Genomic DNA, 16163 nt, shown 5'->3' with positions numbered 1-16163 from the left:
TCCAAACATACGAAAAAAGAGCACCCATCAGGTGCTCTTTCATATGCCCGGCAGCGTCCTACTCTCACAGGGGGACAGCCCCCAACTACCATCGGCGCTGAGAAGCTTAACTTCCGTGTTCGGTATGGGAACGGGTGTGACCTTCTCGCTATCGCCACCGGACTATTTGGTTGAAGAAACTTCGTTCCCTCAAAACTAGATAATGCATGAAGAAGCATATGCCGAGAATTCACCAATGTGGTTAAGTCCTCGATCGATTAGTATCAGTCAGCTCCACATGTCGCCACGCTTCCACCTCTGACCTATCAACCTGATCATCTTTCAGGGATCTTACTAGCTTGACGCTATGGGAAATCTCATCTCGAGGGGGGCTTCATGCTTAGATGCTTTCAGCACTTATCCCTTCCGCACATAGCTACCCAGCGATGCCTTTGGCAAGACAACTGGTACACCAGCGGTGCGTCCATCCCGGTCCTCTCGTACTAAGGACAGCTCCTCTCAAATTTCCTGCGCCCACGACGGATAGGGACCGAACTGTCTCACGACGTTCTGAACCCAGCTCGCGTACCGCTTTAATGGGCGAACAGCCCAACCCTTGGGACCGACTACAGCCCCAGGATGCGATGAGCCGACATCGAGGTGCCAAACCTCCCCGTCGATGTGGACTCTTGGGGGAGATAAGCCTGTTATCCCCGGGGTAGCTTTTATCCGTTGAGCGATGGCCCTTCCATGCGGAACCACCGGATCACTAAGCCCGACTTTCGTCCCTGCTCGACTTGTAGGTCTCGCAGTCAAGCTCCCTTGTGCCTTTACACTCTGCGAATGATTTCCAACCATTCTGAGGGAACCTTTGGGCGCCTCCGTTACTTTTTAGGAGGCGACCGCCCCAGTCAAACTGCCCACCTGACACTGTCTCCCGCCCCGATAAGGGGCGCGGGTTAGAATTTCAATACAGCCAGGGTAGTATCCCACCGACGCCTCCACCGAAGCTAGCGCTCCGGCTTCTCAGGCTCCTACCTATCCTGTACAAGCTGTACCAAAATTCAATATCAGGCTACAGTAAAGCTCCACGGGGTCTTTCCGTCCTGTCGCGGGTAACCTGCATCTTCACAGGTACTATAATTTCACCGAGTCTCTCGTTGAGACAGTGCCCAGATCGTTACGCCTTTCGTGCGGGTCGGAACTTACCCGACAAGGAATTTCGCTACCTTAGGACCGTTATAGTTACGGCCGCCGTTTACTGGGGCTTCGATTCAAAGCTTCGCTTGCGCTAACCTCTCCTCTTAACCTTCCAGCACCGGGCAGGCGTCAGCCCCTATACTTCGCCTTGCGGCTTCGCAGAGACCTGTGTTTTTGCTAAACAGTCGCCTGGGCCTATTCACTGCGGCTCATCAGGGCTATTCACCCTAATGAGCACCCCTTCTCCCGAAGTTACGGGGTCATTTTGCCGAGTTCCTTAACGAGAGTTCTCTCGCTCACCTTAGGATTCTCTCCTCGCCTACCTGTGTCGGTTTGCGGTACGGGCACCTTTTCCCTCGCTAGAGGCTTTTCTTGGCAGTGTGGAATCAGGAACTTCGGTACTAAATTTCCCTCGCCGTCACAGCTCAGCCTATGTGGTAACGGGATTTGCCTCGTTACCGGCCTAACTGCTTGGACGCGCTAATCCAGCAGCGCGCTTACCCTATCCTCCTGCGTCCCCCCATTGCTCAAACGGTAAAGAGGTGGTACAGGAATATCAACCTGTTGTCCATCGCCTACGCTTTTCAGCCTCGGCTTAGGTCCCGACTAACCCTGAGCGGACGAGCCTTCCTCAGGAAACCTTAGGCATTCGGTGGATGGGATTCTCACCCATCTTTCGCTACTCATACCGGCATTCTCACTTCTAAGCGCTCCACGGGTCCTTGCGATCCCGCTTCAACGCCCTTAGAACGCTCTCCTACCACTGACATCGTAAGATGTCAATCCACAGCTTCGGTGATACGTTTAGCCCCGGTACATTTTCGGCGCGGAGTCACTCGACCAGTGAGCTATTACGCACTCTTTAAATGGTGGCTGCTTCTAAGCCAACATCCTGGTTGTCTAAGCAACTCCACATCCTTTTCCACTTAACGTATACTTTGGGACCTTAGCTGGTGGTCTGGGCTGTTTCCCTCTTGACTACGGATCTTATCACTCGCAGTCTGACTCCCATGGATAAGTCTTTGGCATTCGGAGTTTGTCTGAATTCGGTAACCCGATGGGGGCCCCTAGTCCAAACAGTGCTCTACCTCCAAGACTCTTACTACATGAGGCTAGCCCTAAAGCTATTTCGGAGAGAACCAGCTATCTCCAAGTTCGATTGGAATTTCTCCGCTACCCACACCTCATCCCCGCACTTTTCAACGTGCGTGGGTTCGGGCCTCCATCCAGTGTTACCTGGACTTCACCCTGGACATGGGTAGATCACCTGGTTTCGGGTCTACGACCACATACTCATTCGCCCTATTCAGACTCGCTTTCGCTGCGGCTCCGTCTCATCAACTTAACCTCGCATGTAATCGTAACTCGCCGGTTCATTCTACAAAAGGCACGCTATCACCCATTAACGGGCTCTAACTACTTGTAGGCACACGGTTTCAGGATCTCTTTCACTCCCCTTCCGGGGTGCTTTTCACCTTTCCCTCACGGTACTGGTTCACTATCGGTCACTAGGGAGTATTTAGCCTTGGGAGATGGTCCTCCCTGCTTCCGACGGGATTTCTCGTGTCCCGCCGTACTCAGGATCCACTCTGGAGGGAACGAAGTTTCAACTACAGGGCTTTTACCTTCTCTGGCCGGCCTTTCCAGACCTGTTCATTTACCTCGTTCCTTTGTAACTCCGTATAGAGTGTCCTACAACCCCAGGAGGCAAGCCTCCTGGTTTGGGCTAATCCCGTTTCGCTCGCCGCTACTCAGGGAATCGCGTTTGCTTTCTCTTCCTCCGGGTACTTAGATGTTTCAGTTCCCCGGGTCTGCCTTCCATACCCTATGTATTCAGGTAAAGATCCTATCCCATTACGGATAGGGGGTTTCCCCATTCGGAAATCTCCGGATCAAAGCTTACTTACAGCTCCCCGAAGCATATCGGTGTTAGTACCGTCCTTCATCGGCTCCTAGTGCCAAGGCATTCACCGTGCGCCCTTTCTAACTTAACCGTATTTGACAGGTTCATCGAAGATGAACAAGATCAAAGGTTTTTTACTCTATTTAACATAGAGAGAATTTACTAAAATGGCGATTACTCGGTTATTGCTTCTTCATAATCATTATCTAGTTTTCAAGGAACAAAAAAAACGAATGAAATCGTTATGGTTGGTGGAGCCTAGCGGGATCGAACCGCTGACCTCCTGCGTGCAAAGCAGGCGCTCTCCCAGCTGAGCTAAGGCCCCATTATATGAGATGGTGGGCCTAAATGGACTCGAACCATCGACCTCACGCTTATCAGGCGTGCGCTCTAACCAGCTGAGCTATAGGCCCACATAATAGGTAAATTATTAAAATATGAGAGATTGAACTCTCAAAACTGAACGAACAAAACGCGTCACGTCTCATGTAAATATCCTTAGAAAGGAGGTGATCCAGCCGCACCTTCCGATACGGCTACCTTGTTACGACTTCACCCCAATCATCTGTCCCACCTTAGGCGGCTGGCTCCAAAAGGTTACCCCACCGACTTCGGGTGTTACAAACTCTCGTGGTGTGACGGGCGGTGTGTACAAGGCCCGGGAACGTATTCACCGCGGCATGCTGATCCGCGATTACTAGCGATTCCGGCTTCATGCAGGCGAGTTGCAGCCTGCAATCCGAACTGAGAATGGTTTTATGGGATTCGCTTAACCTCGCGGTCTCGCAGCCCTTTGTACCATCCATTGTAGCACGTGTGTAGCCCAGGTCATAAGGGGCATGATGATTTGACGTCATCCCCACCTTCCTCCGGTTTGTCACCGGCAGTCACCTTAGAGTGCCCAACTGAATGCTGGCAACTAAGATCAAGGGTTGCGCTCGTTGCGGGACTTAACCCAACATCTCACGACACGAGCTGACGACAACCATGCACCACCTGTCATCCTGTCCCCCGAAGGGGAACGCCCTATCTCTAGGGTTGTCAGGAGATGTCAAGACCTGGTAAGGTTCTTCGCGTTGCTTCGAATTAAACCACATGCTCCACCGCTTGTGCGGGCCCCCGTCAATTCCTTTGAGTTTCAGCCTTGCGGCCGTACTCCCCAGGCGGAGTGCTTAATGCGTTTGCTGCAGCACTAAAGGGCGGAAACCCTCTAACACTTAGCACTCATCGTTTACGGCGTGGACTACCAGGGTATCTAATCCTGTTTGCTCCCCACGCTTTCGCGCCTCAGCGTCAGTTACAGACCAAAGAGTCGCCTTCGCCACTGGTGTTCCTCCACATCTCTACGCATTTCACCGCTACACGTGGAATTCCACTCTTCTCTTCTGCACTCAAGTTCCCCAGTTTCCAATGACCCTCCCCGGTTGAGCCGGGGGCTTTCACATCAGACTTAAGGAACCGCCTGCGCGCGCTTTACGCCCAATAATTCCGGACAACGCTTGCCACCTACGTATTACCGCGGCTGCTGGCACGTAGTTAGCCGTGGCTTTCTGGTTAGGTACCGTCAAGGTACCGGCAGTTACTCCGGTACTTGTTCTTCCCTAACAACAGAGTTTTACGATCCGAAAACCTTCATCACTCACGCGGCGTTGCTCCGTCAGACTTTCGTCCATTGCGGAAGATTCCCTACTGCTGCCTCCCGTAGGAGTCTGGGCCGTGTCTCAGTCCCAGTGTGGCCGATCACCCTCTCAGGTCGGCTACGCATCGTTGCCTTGGTGAGCCGTTACCTCACCAACTAGCTAATGCGCCGCGGGCCCATCTGTAAGTGATAGCCGAAACCATCTTTCAGCTTTCCCTCATGTGAGGGAAAGAATTATCCGGTATTAGCCCCGGTTTCCCGGAGTTATCCCAGTCTTACAGGCAGGTTGCCCACGTGTTACTCACCCGTCCGCCGCTGACTTCAGGGAGCAAGCTCCCATCTGTCCGCTCGACTTGCATGTATTAGGCACGCCGCCAGCGTTCGTCCTGAGCCAGGATCAAACTCTCCATATAAGAGTTGATTAAGCTCATAAGTTGTCTTTTCAAAAAAGACTAATGATTTAACGTTGACGTTTTTGTTCGTTCAGTTTTCAAAGATCAATCCGCCGCTTGAGGCGACTTAATTAATATATCATTTCTGATAATCAATGTCAACAAGTTTTTTTATCTCATCAAATGATGATGTTCATCTCTTGCTGACTTGAATAAGTATACCAGCTCTTATCTATTAATTGCAAGCACTTTTTAATAGAATCTATATCTTTTTTACAAATAGTAAGGTCTGTTAAATTTGTCTGTTGTATTTAGGATCCAGCCTTAACAGAGCCAAATAAAAAAAGACCGCGGTATGCAGTCATTTTAATACTTCATCAATATATAACTGGCGGTTTCTCTCTAAATGAATTATTTCGCCGGTTTCTACTAGTTTCACAAGCGGTCTCGTAGGTGATTTACCTTCTATAAAAAGTATTTCTGCAGTCTGGCCATCTGAGAGCTTCACCATGCTGCCAATGGAAAAGTTCATGATGCCGGAACCCAGAGCTTGAATGGATGGGATATCATATTTGCCGAAGCTATCCTGAATCAGCATTTCAAGCACTTTAAATGGAGATTGTTTCCGTCTGTAGAGTCTTTGGGAGGTCATCGCATGAAATGCATCCGCTGCGGCAATGATTCTTCCAGCCTGATTAATTTTGCTGCTTTGTTCTCCAAACGGATAGCCGCTGCCATCCAGCCGCTCATGGTGCTGGATAATGCCGATTTTTGTGCTCTCTCTTAATAGTGATATATTCTGAACCATTTTAAAGCTAAGGGTTGAATGCCTTTTAATTTCTTCAAATTCTTCCGAGTTTAATGAAGTGCTTTTATGCAGGATGGATGGGTTTATCTTCGCCATGCCTGCATCTGCCAGACAGCCTCCCAGGGCAAGCTGCACAATTTCCCCCTTATTCAAACTCAGTTTTTTCCCTATAAAGGCACTAATCATTCCCACAGCTACAGAATGCTGGTATAAATAATCTTCATTCGTAGATAGGTGATGCAGGGAGAAGATTCCGGAGGGGTTATTCTCGATTTTTTCAAGCAGCGGAATCATAATATTTCTTATGTTTGCAATATCCACCGGAAGACCTGATTGCCAGGACACAAATTCTCTTTTGAAATGTTGAACGCCTGTTAAGAAAGTATTTAAAAAACCTGATTCATTTGATTCTATCAGTTCCTCAGCTTCTTCCAAGCTTCCTGCAGAAGCAAAAGGCTTTCCGTTAATCATGGTGGTTTCAACTTCCGCTTCATCAATCAGGAATATTTTCATAATATCCAGCAGTTCCTTCGTCAGCACTGTTTTTTTGCTGATAATAGGGCGATTCGTCAAACTGAAAACATCCTCTGTTAAAATACAGCCCTCTCTTAATTCCTGTATAGGTACACGCACCGCTTCCACACTCCAAATGTAATGAGTCTTTTATACCATTTTACATTAATTGGACAAAAAAAAGGAACACAAATCTGTGTTCCTTAAAATTTATTCTTCGCTATTATCTCCATTTACTTCTTCTTCAGGAAGTGAATCGGCATCTTCTAGAGGCTTTGTTAATTCTTCTTCATCTTTTTCCTCTTCTTTTTCAACCTTTGCTACAGTGGATACCGCTTCGTCAGCATCTTCATTTATACGTATGAGTCTGACACCTTGCGTGTTTCTTCCCATAGTGGAAATATCGTTCACTGCCATTCGGATTAGTACGCCGCCTGTTGTAATAAGCATAACGTCTTCTTCTCCTGTGACAACTTTCATGGAAACGAGGCTTCCGTTCTTATCTGTGATGTTGCAGGTCTTGATTCCTTTACCGCCTCTGCCCTGAACACGGTATTCTCCGGCAGGAGTGCGTTTTCCATAACCGTTTTTGGTTACGATCAGAATCTGGCTGTCATCCTCAAGGACTTCCATTCCAACAACTTCATCTCCAGCACTTAAGCTGATTCCTTTAACACCAGTAGCAGTTCTTCCCATTGAACGAACATCTTCTTCAGGGAATCGGATCAGCATGCCATGGCTGGTTCCAATAATGATCTCCTTGCTGCCATCTGTCAGACGCACCGAAATTAATTCATCATCTTCACGCAGATTTAGAGCAATTAAGCCATTATTGCGGATATTGGCAAAGGACGATAATGGTGACCGCTTGGAAATCCCTTGTTTAGTGGTGAAGAACAGGAACCAGTCATCGGCAAATTCTTCAACAGGAATAATCGCATTTACCCATTCATCTTTGTCCACTCCAAGAAGGTTAATGATTGGAATTCCTTTCGCAGTACGGCTGAATTCAGGTATTTCATATCCTTTAGCACGATACACCTTTCCTTTGTTCGTAAAGAAAAGGATGGTATCGTGTGTGGAAGTGGTAATGAGGTGTTCAACAAAGTCATCCTCATTGGTGCCCATTCCCTGAATTCCCCGGCCTCCGCGTTTTTGGGCACGGTAAGTCGAAACAGGAAGACGCTTGATATAACCCTTATGAGTTAACGTAAGGACAATATTCTCACGCGGGATTAGATCTTCGTCTTCGATTTGTTCGATGCCGCCGGAAACTATTTCTGTACGGCGTTTATCGTTGAATCTCTCTTTTACTTCGGTTAATTCTTCTCGGATAATTTCCAATACTTTTTCTTCATCAGCCAAAATGGCTTTTAATTCGGCAATTAAAGCGACAAGGCCTGAATATTCATCTTCAATCTTTTCGCGTTCTAAGCCAGTCAAACGCTGCAGACGCATGTCAAGGATCGCCTGAGCCTGTTTTTCAGAAAGATTGAACTTGGTCATTAAGCCTTCACGTGCGATTTCCGTTGTCTGAGAACTGCGGATAAGGTTGATTACTTCATCCAGATGATCAAGGGCAATCCTCAACCCTTCCAAAATGTGTGCACGGGCTTCTGCCTTTTTCAATTCGAATTCTGTCCTGCGTCGGATTACGACCTTTTGGTGATCAAGATAATGCTGCAGACACTGTTTTAGATTCAGAACCTTAGGCTGGCCATCCACAAGCGCAAGCAGGTTTATACCGAAGCTTGTCTGCAGGGCTGTCTGCTTATAAAGGTTGTTCAGCAGAACATTGGCATTCGCATCTTTACGGACTTCGATTACGATGCGCATACCGTTGCGATCTGATTCATCACGCAGATCGGTAATGCCATCAATTTTTTTATCCCGGACCAGTTCGGCAATTTTTTCAATCAGCTTAGCTTTATTCACCTGGTAAGGAATTTCATTTACAATGATAACTTCTTTTCCATTGGATTTCTGCTCAATTTCCACTTGAGCCCTTAATGTAATGGAACCGCGGCCTGTTTCGTAAGCTTTGCGGATGCCGCTTCGCCCAAGAATGAGACCGGCAGTCGGGAAGTCTGGACCTGGAATGATTTCCATGAGTTCCTGAACAGTGAGGTCCGGCTCCTGGCTGATGGCAAGCACTCCATCAATTACTTCACCAAGCTGATGAGGCGGAATATTGGTCGCCATACCAACGGCAATTCCAGACGTTCCGTTTACGAGAAGATTTGGGAAACGTGCCGGCATTACGACTGGTTCTTTCTCTGCACCATCATAGTTATCCTGGTAATCAATCGTATCTTTATTAATATCGCGTAAAAGCTCCATAGAGATTTTGGACATGCGGGCCTCAGTATAACGCATCGCAGCTGCAGCGTCACCATCAACAGAACCGAAGTTCCCGTGTCCTTCAACAAGCATATAGCGGTAGTTGAAATCCTGAGCCATACGCACCATCGTGTCATATACTGCAGAGTCACCGTGCGGGTGATATTTACCGATTACTTCCCCAACGATACGGGCTGATTTTTTAAATGGTTTATCAGAATGCATTCCTAAATCATGCATTGCATATAAGATTCTTCGGTGAACCGGCTTTAAACCGTCCCGTACGTCCGGAAGGGCACGTGAAACAATTACACTCATGGCATAGTCCAGGAATGATGAACGCATTTCCTGGCTAATATTAATTTCTTTTACTTGAGAATTCGGTGTATCGGCCATTTAAAGGAACCTCCTTTAAAGAGACGCAGGATGAACTGTCATCCGTTTGTCACTTCGTTTAGCTGAAACCTGCATGGTCTTTCCATACAGATCCTGCTTTTTTCATAAATTAGACGAACTTAGGGCATTAAATAAAAAGAATAAACCAATTATGTAAAAGCAGGATAGAGAACCTCTATCCTGAAAGAGAGCGAGGGCGCTTGGCCTGTGCTGTAAGTTTGCCTTTACAATTAAATATCCAGATTCTTTACATAAACCGCATTTTCTTCGATAAAGTTCCGGCGAGGTTCTACTTTGTCACCCATCAGGATTTCAAACGTTTCGTCAGCTTCGATGGCATCCTCAAGATTAACCTGGAGAAGGGTTCTTGATTCCGGATTCATTGTCGTTTCCCAAAGCTGGCCCGGGTTCATTTCCCCAAGTCCCTTGTAGCGCTGAATTCCCGGCTTAGGCTGGCTCGGAAGTTCGCCAAGAATCTTATCCAGCTCGCGGTCATTATAAGCATATTCAATCTTTTTGCCCTGCTGGATCTTGTAAAGAGGCGGCTGGGCAATATAGATATAGCCAGCTTCAATAATCTGCCTCATATAACGGTAAAAGAACGTTAATAATAACGTGCGGATATGTGCACCATCGACATCCGCATCCGTCATGATAACAATTTTATGATAACGGGCCCTGGAGATATCAAAATCTTCGCCAATACCGGTTCCGATCGCGGTAATAATCGCACGGACCTCATTATTGGACAGAATTTTATCCAGGCGGGCTTTTTCTACGTTCAGTATTTTCCCTCTAAGAGGAAGGATCGCCTGGAAATGACGGTCACGCCCCTGCTTGGCAGATCCGCCTGCAGAGTCTCCCTCAACCACATAAATTTCGCTTATAGAAGGATCTTTAGAAGAGCAGTCAGCGAGTTTACCAGGCAGGCTGGATACTTCAAGTGCGCTCTTTCTTCTTGTAAGCTCCCTTGCTTTTTTGGCTGCCAGTCTTGCTCTTGCTGCCATAAGCCCTTTTTCGACAATTTTTCTGGCTACCGTCGGATTTTCGAGCATAAATTTTTCAAGAGCTTCAGAGAAAATTGTATCGGTTGCTGCACGTACCTCTGAGTTTCCAAGCTTCGTTTTCGTCTGCCCTTCAAACTGAGGATCAGGATGTTTAACGGATACAATAGCCGTTAAGCCTTCACGGACATCTTCACCGGAAAGGTTTGCGTCACTCTCTTTAAAGACGCCATTCTTTCGTGCATAGTCGTTGATAACCCTTGTTAAGGCTGTTTTAAAGCCGGATTCATGCGTTCCGCCTTCATAGGTATGAATATTATTGGCAAAAGAATAGATATTGCTTGTAAATCCATCATTATACTGAATGGATACTTCAACAGTGATGCCTTCCCGTTCACCATCAATGTATATAGGCTCTTCATGAAGAACTTCCTTCGTTCTGTTCAAATGCTCAACGTACGATTTAATTCCGCCCTCGTACATATATTCATTTTTCTTGTTTTCTTCACGTTGGTCCTCAATCGTGATTTTTAGTCCTCTGTTTAGGAATGCCAATTCACGGATTCGATTTGCAAGTGTTTCATAATCATATTCAAGCGTTTCAGTGAAGATTTCACTGTCCGGCTTAAAATGGATAGTTGTTCCAGTATCATCGGATTCCCCAATCACTTCAAGATCGGCACTAGGGACTCCGCGCTCAAACTTCTGATAATATTTCTTTCCATCACGATGGACAAATACTTCCAGCACAGTCGAGAGAGCATTAACTACAGAAGCACCCACACCATGCAGGCCTCCGGAAACCTTGTATCCTCCGCCTCCGAATTTACCGCCTGCATGCAGAACCGTCATAATGACTTCAACTGCCGGGCGTCCCATTTTTTCGTGGATTCCGACTGGTATACCGCGTCCGTTATCCACTACCGTAATACTATTATCCTTTTCGATAATCACATTGATTTCAGAACAGTAGCCTGCCAGTGCTTCATCAATACTATTATCGACTATTTCCCAAACAAGATGGTGAAGCCCTTTGGCACTTGTTGAACCGATATACATTCCCGGACGCTTCCGAACCGCTTCCAGACCTTCCAGTACCTGTATCTGATTCTCATCATAGGATTGTTCCTGCACTGCCTTTTGCTCCATTGCCACATTGGTCACCTACACTTTCCATTTCACTAATCTATAAAAAAGCCTGGCTTTAAGATGAGCCAAACTGTAGTTTTCACTGACTTGCCTTTCGGTCCATCAGGGAAGTTCTCCGGCAGTTCTGCATTTCTTTAAAATTCGTGAACACTTAATTTATGGGATCGTTTTTTTAACGTACCTGAGGATAGCGGAGAAAAATAGATCTTTTCTGTTGTGACAACCACAGATTTATAGGAACCTTTTGCGAGGTTCACAACTGACTCCTCCAGGTCCTCCTTACGCTCTTCCGCATACTCGGAAGCAAGGGCTGTTTCTTTATCAATAATGGCGACAATATCCCTTGCCCGGACCAACACATCTTCACCTATGTGGATGTACATGTGATCACCTCACTGAATCTTCTTGATTCTCCCTGCCTCAACACTGAACGCTGCTGCTTCTTTAAGTGTCTGGTGGTCTATTCCATCAACGCTCGTAGTAGTGACAAACGTCTGTACTTTCCCTTGAATGGTATTCAATAAATGGGATTGGCGATAATCATCCAATTCCGAGAGGACGTCATCCAGCAGCAGAATGGGATATTCTCCAATTTCAGAATGGATCAGTTCGATTTCGGCAAGTTTAACCGACAGAGCTGTCGTTCTTTGCTGCCCCTGTGAACCGAATGTTTGAACATCCCGCCCATTCACATGGAAAATCAGGTCATCGCGATGCGGTCCAAACATGGTGACACCGCGGTCTATTTCCCTGTTTTTCACTTTTGTAAATTTATCCTGGTATACTTTAACCATTTTCGACAAATCTTGTTCTTCTGATACCTCGGCAGAAGGCTTGTACTCAATTTTCAAGGTCTCAAGCCCTCTTGAAATCCCTTCATGAATCGGCTGTGCCCAATTTTCGAGGAGTCTGAGGAACTCGTAACGCTTAGAAACAATCTTTGCAGCCATTTCAATGAATTGCTCAGTTAAAATCTCAAGCATGGTATGGTCGGTCTGCTTTTTGATCTGGAGCATTTTCAGGTAGTGGTTGCGCTGCTGGAGGATTTTCTGATACTGGCTGATATCATGCAAATAGACAGGTGAAACCTGCCCAATCTCCATATCAATAAAACGACGCCTTACTTGAGGGCTCCCTTTCACAAGGTGGAGATCTTCAGGCGCGAACATCACAACATTCATATTGCCGACATACTGGCTTAATTTCTGCTGCTCTATATGATTGCATTTGGCTTTTTTGCCTTTTTTGCTGATGACTAATTGCATGGGCAGGGATCCTTGCCTTTTTTGGACCCTTCCTTCTATTTTAGCATATTCCTGATCCCAGCGAATAAGATCTTTGTCATTTGATGTCCGATGGGACTTTGCCATGGCCAGGACATAGATCGATTCCATGACATTTGTTTTTCCCTGGGCATTCTCTCCCAAAATTACATTCACTTTATTTTCGAAATTAACTTCAAGCTCTTCGTAATTCCGGTAATTTTTTAATAGCAACTGCTCTATATGCATAGACGCTACATCCTTTTAGATTTTAACGCTGAGAACAGCGGGCTAGACGATCGTAAATTCACCCACATCCGGAATTTCGATTTTATCCCCGGTTCTTAGCTTTCTTCCCCGTCTTTGATCCTGTTCCCCATTGACGAAGACTTCGTATTCACTCAGGAACCATTTGGCCATTCCGCCTGTTTGAATCACATCAGCGGCTTTTAAAAATTGGCCCAGCGTAATATATTCTGTATCAATTTGAATTTCCGTCATATTTTCACTCTTTCCCATTGTCCGACTTCAAGTGCTGCAGTGATTTCTGCACTTTGGCAAAACAATTTCAGAATGGTATCTAATATTCTATTTTACTAAATAAATCACAGATACACAAAGAAAACTCGCCTGCAGCTGGTTATTTTCATTATTCCCATGCAATTGGCCAATATTCTGGCAGCATCTTAGCTAATGATAACGTTTTATATAAACAAAAGATTCATTTCAAATTTTTTTCTGTTTAAACCTTGCCCGTTGATTTCCGCTGCAGGCACTCAGCGAATCCACGGGGCTTCCGGGGGCCTCCCGCAGAGTTTCGCACCTTCACCCCAATCAGTTAGTTATAAAAGAATGGTTATCCATTTTATAACAGCTAAAAAAAAGTAAGCCGCCGGCACAACCGGCAGCTTTTTTCTTAATACGTTCTTACTGGCAGGATCAATTGCAGTATTGATTCATCGTTTAAAGGTTTGATGATAAATGGTCTCATAGCGCCGGTGAAGCTGATTGTAATTTCAGAGCCTTCAAGTGCTTTTAGGGCATCCATCATAAATTTCGCGCTAAAGGAGATTTTTAATTCTTCGCCTTCTACGGATTTACTCTGCACTTCTTCGACAACTTTTCCAATTTCAGGAGTGTTGGATGAAATTTCAATTACACCGCCATCAATTGTTGATAGTTTGACCACATTGTTTCGGCCTTCTTTCGCCAATAAAGAGGCACGGTCAATAGCCTGCAGGAATTCCTTTGTATTAACGACAACATCTGTTTTGCTGTCTGAAGGGATCAATCTGGATGTATCCGGGTAATTTCCTTCGAGCAGTCTTGAGAAGAACAGCAGATGTTCTGCCTTAAAGAGAACCTGGTTTTCAGTAATAACGATATCGATTAAATCATTGTTATCATCAAGAATTTTGCTTAACTCACTTAAGCTTTTTCCTGGAATAACTACATTGTAGCTTTCGCTTGCATTTGTTTCGATTTGCGCTTTTCTTAGTGCCAGCCTATGACTATCTGTTGCAATACAGGTTAATGTCCCGTTTTCCACCTTCCAGTTTACACCTGTCAAGATAGGGCGTGTTTCTGAGGTGGACACTGCGAATACCGTTTGGCGAACCATTGCTTTTAATAAGTCTGTAGGAATTTTAAACACATTCTCTTCCTCGATTTGAGGCAAGTGAGGATACTCCTCAGCATCCAGACCATTAAGATTGAATTCGGATTTACCTGAACGGATGACAGTCTGCAAATGGTTTTCCACGCTGATTTCTACACTGTCAGTCGGAAGCTTTTTAACGATTTCGCTGAAGAACTTCGCTTGGAGCACAATGGCACCAGCCTGTTTGATCTCGACGATTTCATCTCCGTCTTCTTCTTTAGGTATAAATGATTCGATTGAAATATCAGAGTCGCTTCCGGTTAATGTGACCCCTTCTTCAGATGCGACGATTTTAATCCCCGTTAAGATGGGAATAGTCGTTCTGCTTGTTACAGCTTTCATAACATCCTGGACGCTTTGGACCAAACGGTCGCGCTGGATTATAAATTTCATTTTTTAAATCCTCCAAGCATATTTTAATGGCGTATTGAATATATATATATTTTTTATAAAAAAATAGTAGAAGTACTAGTAGGGCCTGTTAGTATGTGGATAACTGTATTTTTTGAAAGGAAACACAGCCTATCCACATGTGGACAGACTGTGTGTAAGTTTGGTCAAGTTATACACATTATACCTTGAGCATTTCATTGATTTCTTTCAGCTGCTTTTCAAATTGTGAATCTGACTGAAGCATCTTTGAGATTTTTTCATGGGCATGAATGACGGTCGTATGGTCCCTTCCGCCAAATTCCTCCCCTATTTTAGGAAGAGAAAAGTCGGTTAATTCCCTTGAGAGATACATGGCAATCTGACGGGGGAATGCAACAGACTTTGTTCGTTTCTTCGCCTTAAAATCCTCAAGCTTTACATTAAAGTGTTCCCCAACTACCCTTTGAATTTCAAGGATCGTAATGACCTTCGGTTTGGAGCTTGGAATAATATCCTTTAATGCTTCTGCTGCAAGATCAGCATTAATATCTTTATTTATTAAAGAGGAGTAAGCTACTACACGAATCAGGGCACCCTCAAGCTCACGGATGTTGGAATCAATCTGATTGGCAATATACAGCATAACCTCATTAGGAATATCAAGTCCCTCTGCTTTGGCCTTTTTGCGGAGAATCGCGATTCGCGTTTCCAGGTCCGGCGGAGTTATATCTGTAATAAGGCCCCATTCAAATCTGGAGCGAAGCCTGTCTTCCAATGTCGGAATTTCTTTTGGAGGACGGTCACTTGAGATGATGATCTGCTTGCTTTCTTCATGCAATGTATTAAAAGTATGAAAAAATTCTTCCTGTGTCTGTTCTTTTCCAGCCAAAAACTGAATATCATCGATAAGAAGAACATCCACATTTCGATATTTATCGCGGAAATCCCCCGCTTTGTTATCTCGGATCGAGTTAATGAATTCATTTGTAAATTTCTCGGAAGATAAGTATACAACTTTAGCTGATGGATTATGATCTAATACATAATGGCCGATTGCGTGCATAAGGTGAGTTTTTCCGAGTCCAACTCCCCCGTAAATAAATAAAGGATTGTATGCCTTGGCCGGAGCCTCCGCTACAGCAAGTGAAGCTGCATGGGCGAAGCGGTTTCCGGATCCGATGACAAAAGTGTCGAATGTATACTTCGGATTTAGCATCGTTAATGGCAGTTCAGGCTGTTCTTCCTCCGGCTTTTTCTTTTTCGGCGGAAGAGGAAGATCGACTTCTTCTTCACTTTGATTTTGCGGAATGATGAATTTTACTCCTAATTCTTCACCGGTAATGTCATAAAGAATTCCGGAGATCAGCTGGGAATAACGCTCTTCAAGCCAGTCGCGGGCAAACTCATTAGGGGCCTTAACGACTAAAGTGTCTCCTTGCAGAGAATGCGCTTTTGTCGATTTCAGCCATGTGTCAAAACTTGGCTTGCTGATTTTCTTCTCGATATTGGACAGAGCATTATTCCAAAGATCCGCAATGTTTTCCAA

8 protein-coding genes, 2 tRNA genes and 3 rRNA genes are annotated in these 16163 nt (G+C 45.5%); all 13 read right to left on the bottom strand.

Annotation, left to right across the window (positions count from 1 at the left end):
* Window positions 1-45: 45 nt before the first annotated feature.
* Window positions 46-162, bottom strand: a 5S ribosomal RNA gene (rrf, locus tag ACR42H_RS00065).
* A gap of 75 nt (window positions 163-237) precedes the next feature.
* Window positions 238-3173 (bottom strand): 23S ribosomal RNA (locus tag ACR42H_RS00060).
* A 158-nt stretch (window positions 3174-3331) separates the two neighbouring features.
* Window positions 3332-3407: transfer RNA gene (locus ACR42H_RS00055), tRNA-Ala, on the bottom strand.
* Window positions 3408-3418: 11 nt separating this feature from the next.
* Window positions 3419-3495 (bottom strand) — tRNA-Ile (locus ACR42H_RS00050).
* 89 nt (window positions 3496-3584) lie between these two features.
* Window positions 3585-5134: ribosomal RNA gene (locus ACR42H_RS00045) — 16S ribosomal RNA — on the bottom strand.
* Together the 16S, 23S and 5S rRNA genes with 2 tRNA genes alongside form the textbook arrangement of a ribosomal RNA operon.
* Before the next feature lie 340 nt (window positions 5135-5474).
* A complete protein-coding gene (locus tag ACR42H_RS00040) occupies window positions 5475-6554 on the bottom strand; it encodes an HD-GYP domain-containing protein (protein WP_436374369.1) in 1080 nt (359 codons plus the stop codon).
* Window positions 6555-6644: 90 nt separating this feature from the next.
* The gene (gyrA, locus tag ACR42H_RS00035) at window positions 6645-9170 is read right to left on the bottom strand and encodes a DNA gyrase subunit A (RefSeq protein ID WP_436374367.1); all 2526 of its coding nucleotides are present in this window, start codon (window positions 9168-9170) and stop codon (window positions 6645-6647) included.
* Window positions 9171-9400: 230 nt separating this feature from the next.
* A complete protein-coding gene (gene gyrB / locus ACR42H_RS00030) occupies window positions 9401-11323 on the bottom strand; it encodes a DNA topoisomerase (ATP-hydrolyzing) subunit B (protein ID WP_113885469.1) in 1923 nt (640 codons plus the stop codon).
* Between the two features lie 134 nt (window positions 11324-11457).
* A complete protein-coding gene (remB, locus tag ACR42H_RS00025; RefSeq protein WP_009332494.1) occupies window positions 11458-11706 on the bottom strand; it encodes an extracellular matrix regulator RemB in 249 nt (82 codons plus the stop codon).
* A gap of 9 nt (window positions 11707-11715) precedes the next feature.
* Entirely contained in the window at window positions 11716-12834 is a 1119-nt protein-coding gene (gene recF, locus ACR42H_RS00020; RefSeq protein WP_113885470.1) for a DNA replication/repair protein RecF, read from the bottom strand.
* A 42-nt stretch (window positions 12835-12876) separates the two neighbouring features.
* Window positions 12877-13104, bottom strand: a complete 228-nt coding sequence (gene yaaA, locus ACR42H_RS00015; protein WP_274578479.1) for a S4 domain-containing protein YaaA — start codon at window positions 13102-13104, stop codon at window positions 12877-12879.
* A 397-nt stretch (window positions 13105-13501) separates the two neighbouring features.
* Entirely contained in the window at window positions 13502-14638 is a 1137-nt protein-coding gene (dnaN, locus tag ACR42H_RS00010) for a DNA polymerase III subunit beta (RefSeq protein WP_436374364.1), read from the bottom strand.
* A gap of 178 nt (window positions 14639-14816) precedes the next feature.
* Window positions 14817-16163, bottom strand: coding sequence for a chromosomal replication initiator protein DnaA (gene dnaA / locus ACR42H_RS00005; protein WP_113885472.1), 1347 nt, complete (start codon window positions 16161-16163; stop codon window positions 14817-14819).

Origin of the sequence: Cytobacillus sp. BC1816 (assembly GCF_051353635.1) — a bacterium.
Taxonomy (GTDB): Bacteria; Bacillota; Bacilli; order Bacillales; family Cytobacillaceae; genus Cytobacillus; species Cytobacillus oceanisediminis_C.
Note: the sequence above shows the minus strand (reverse complement) of the source record. Positions and strands in the feature narration are given on the sequence as shown.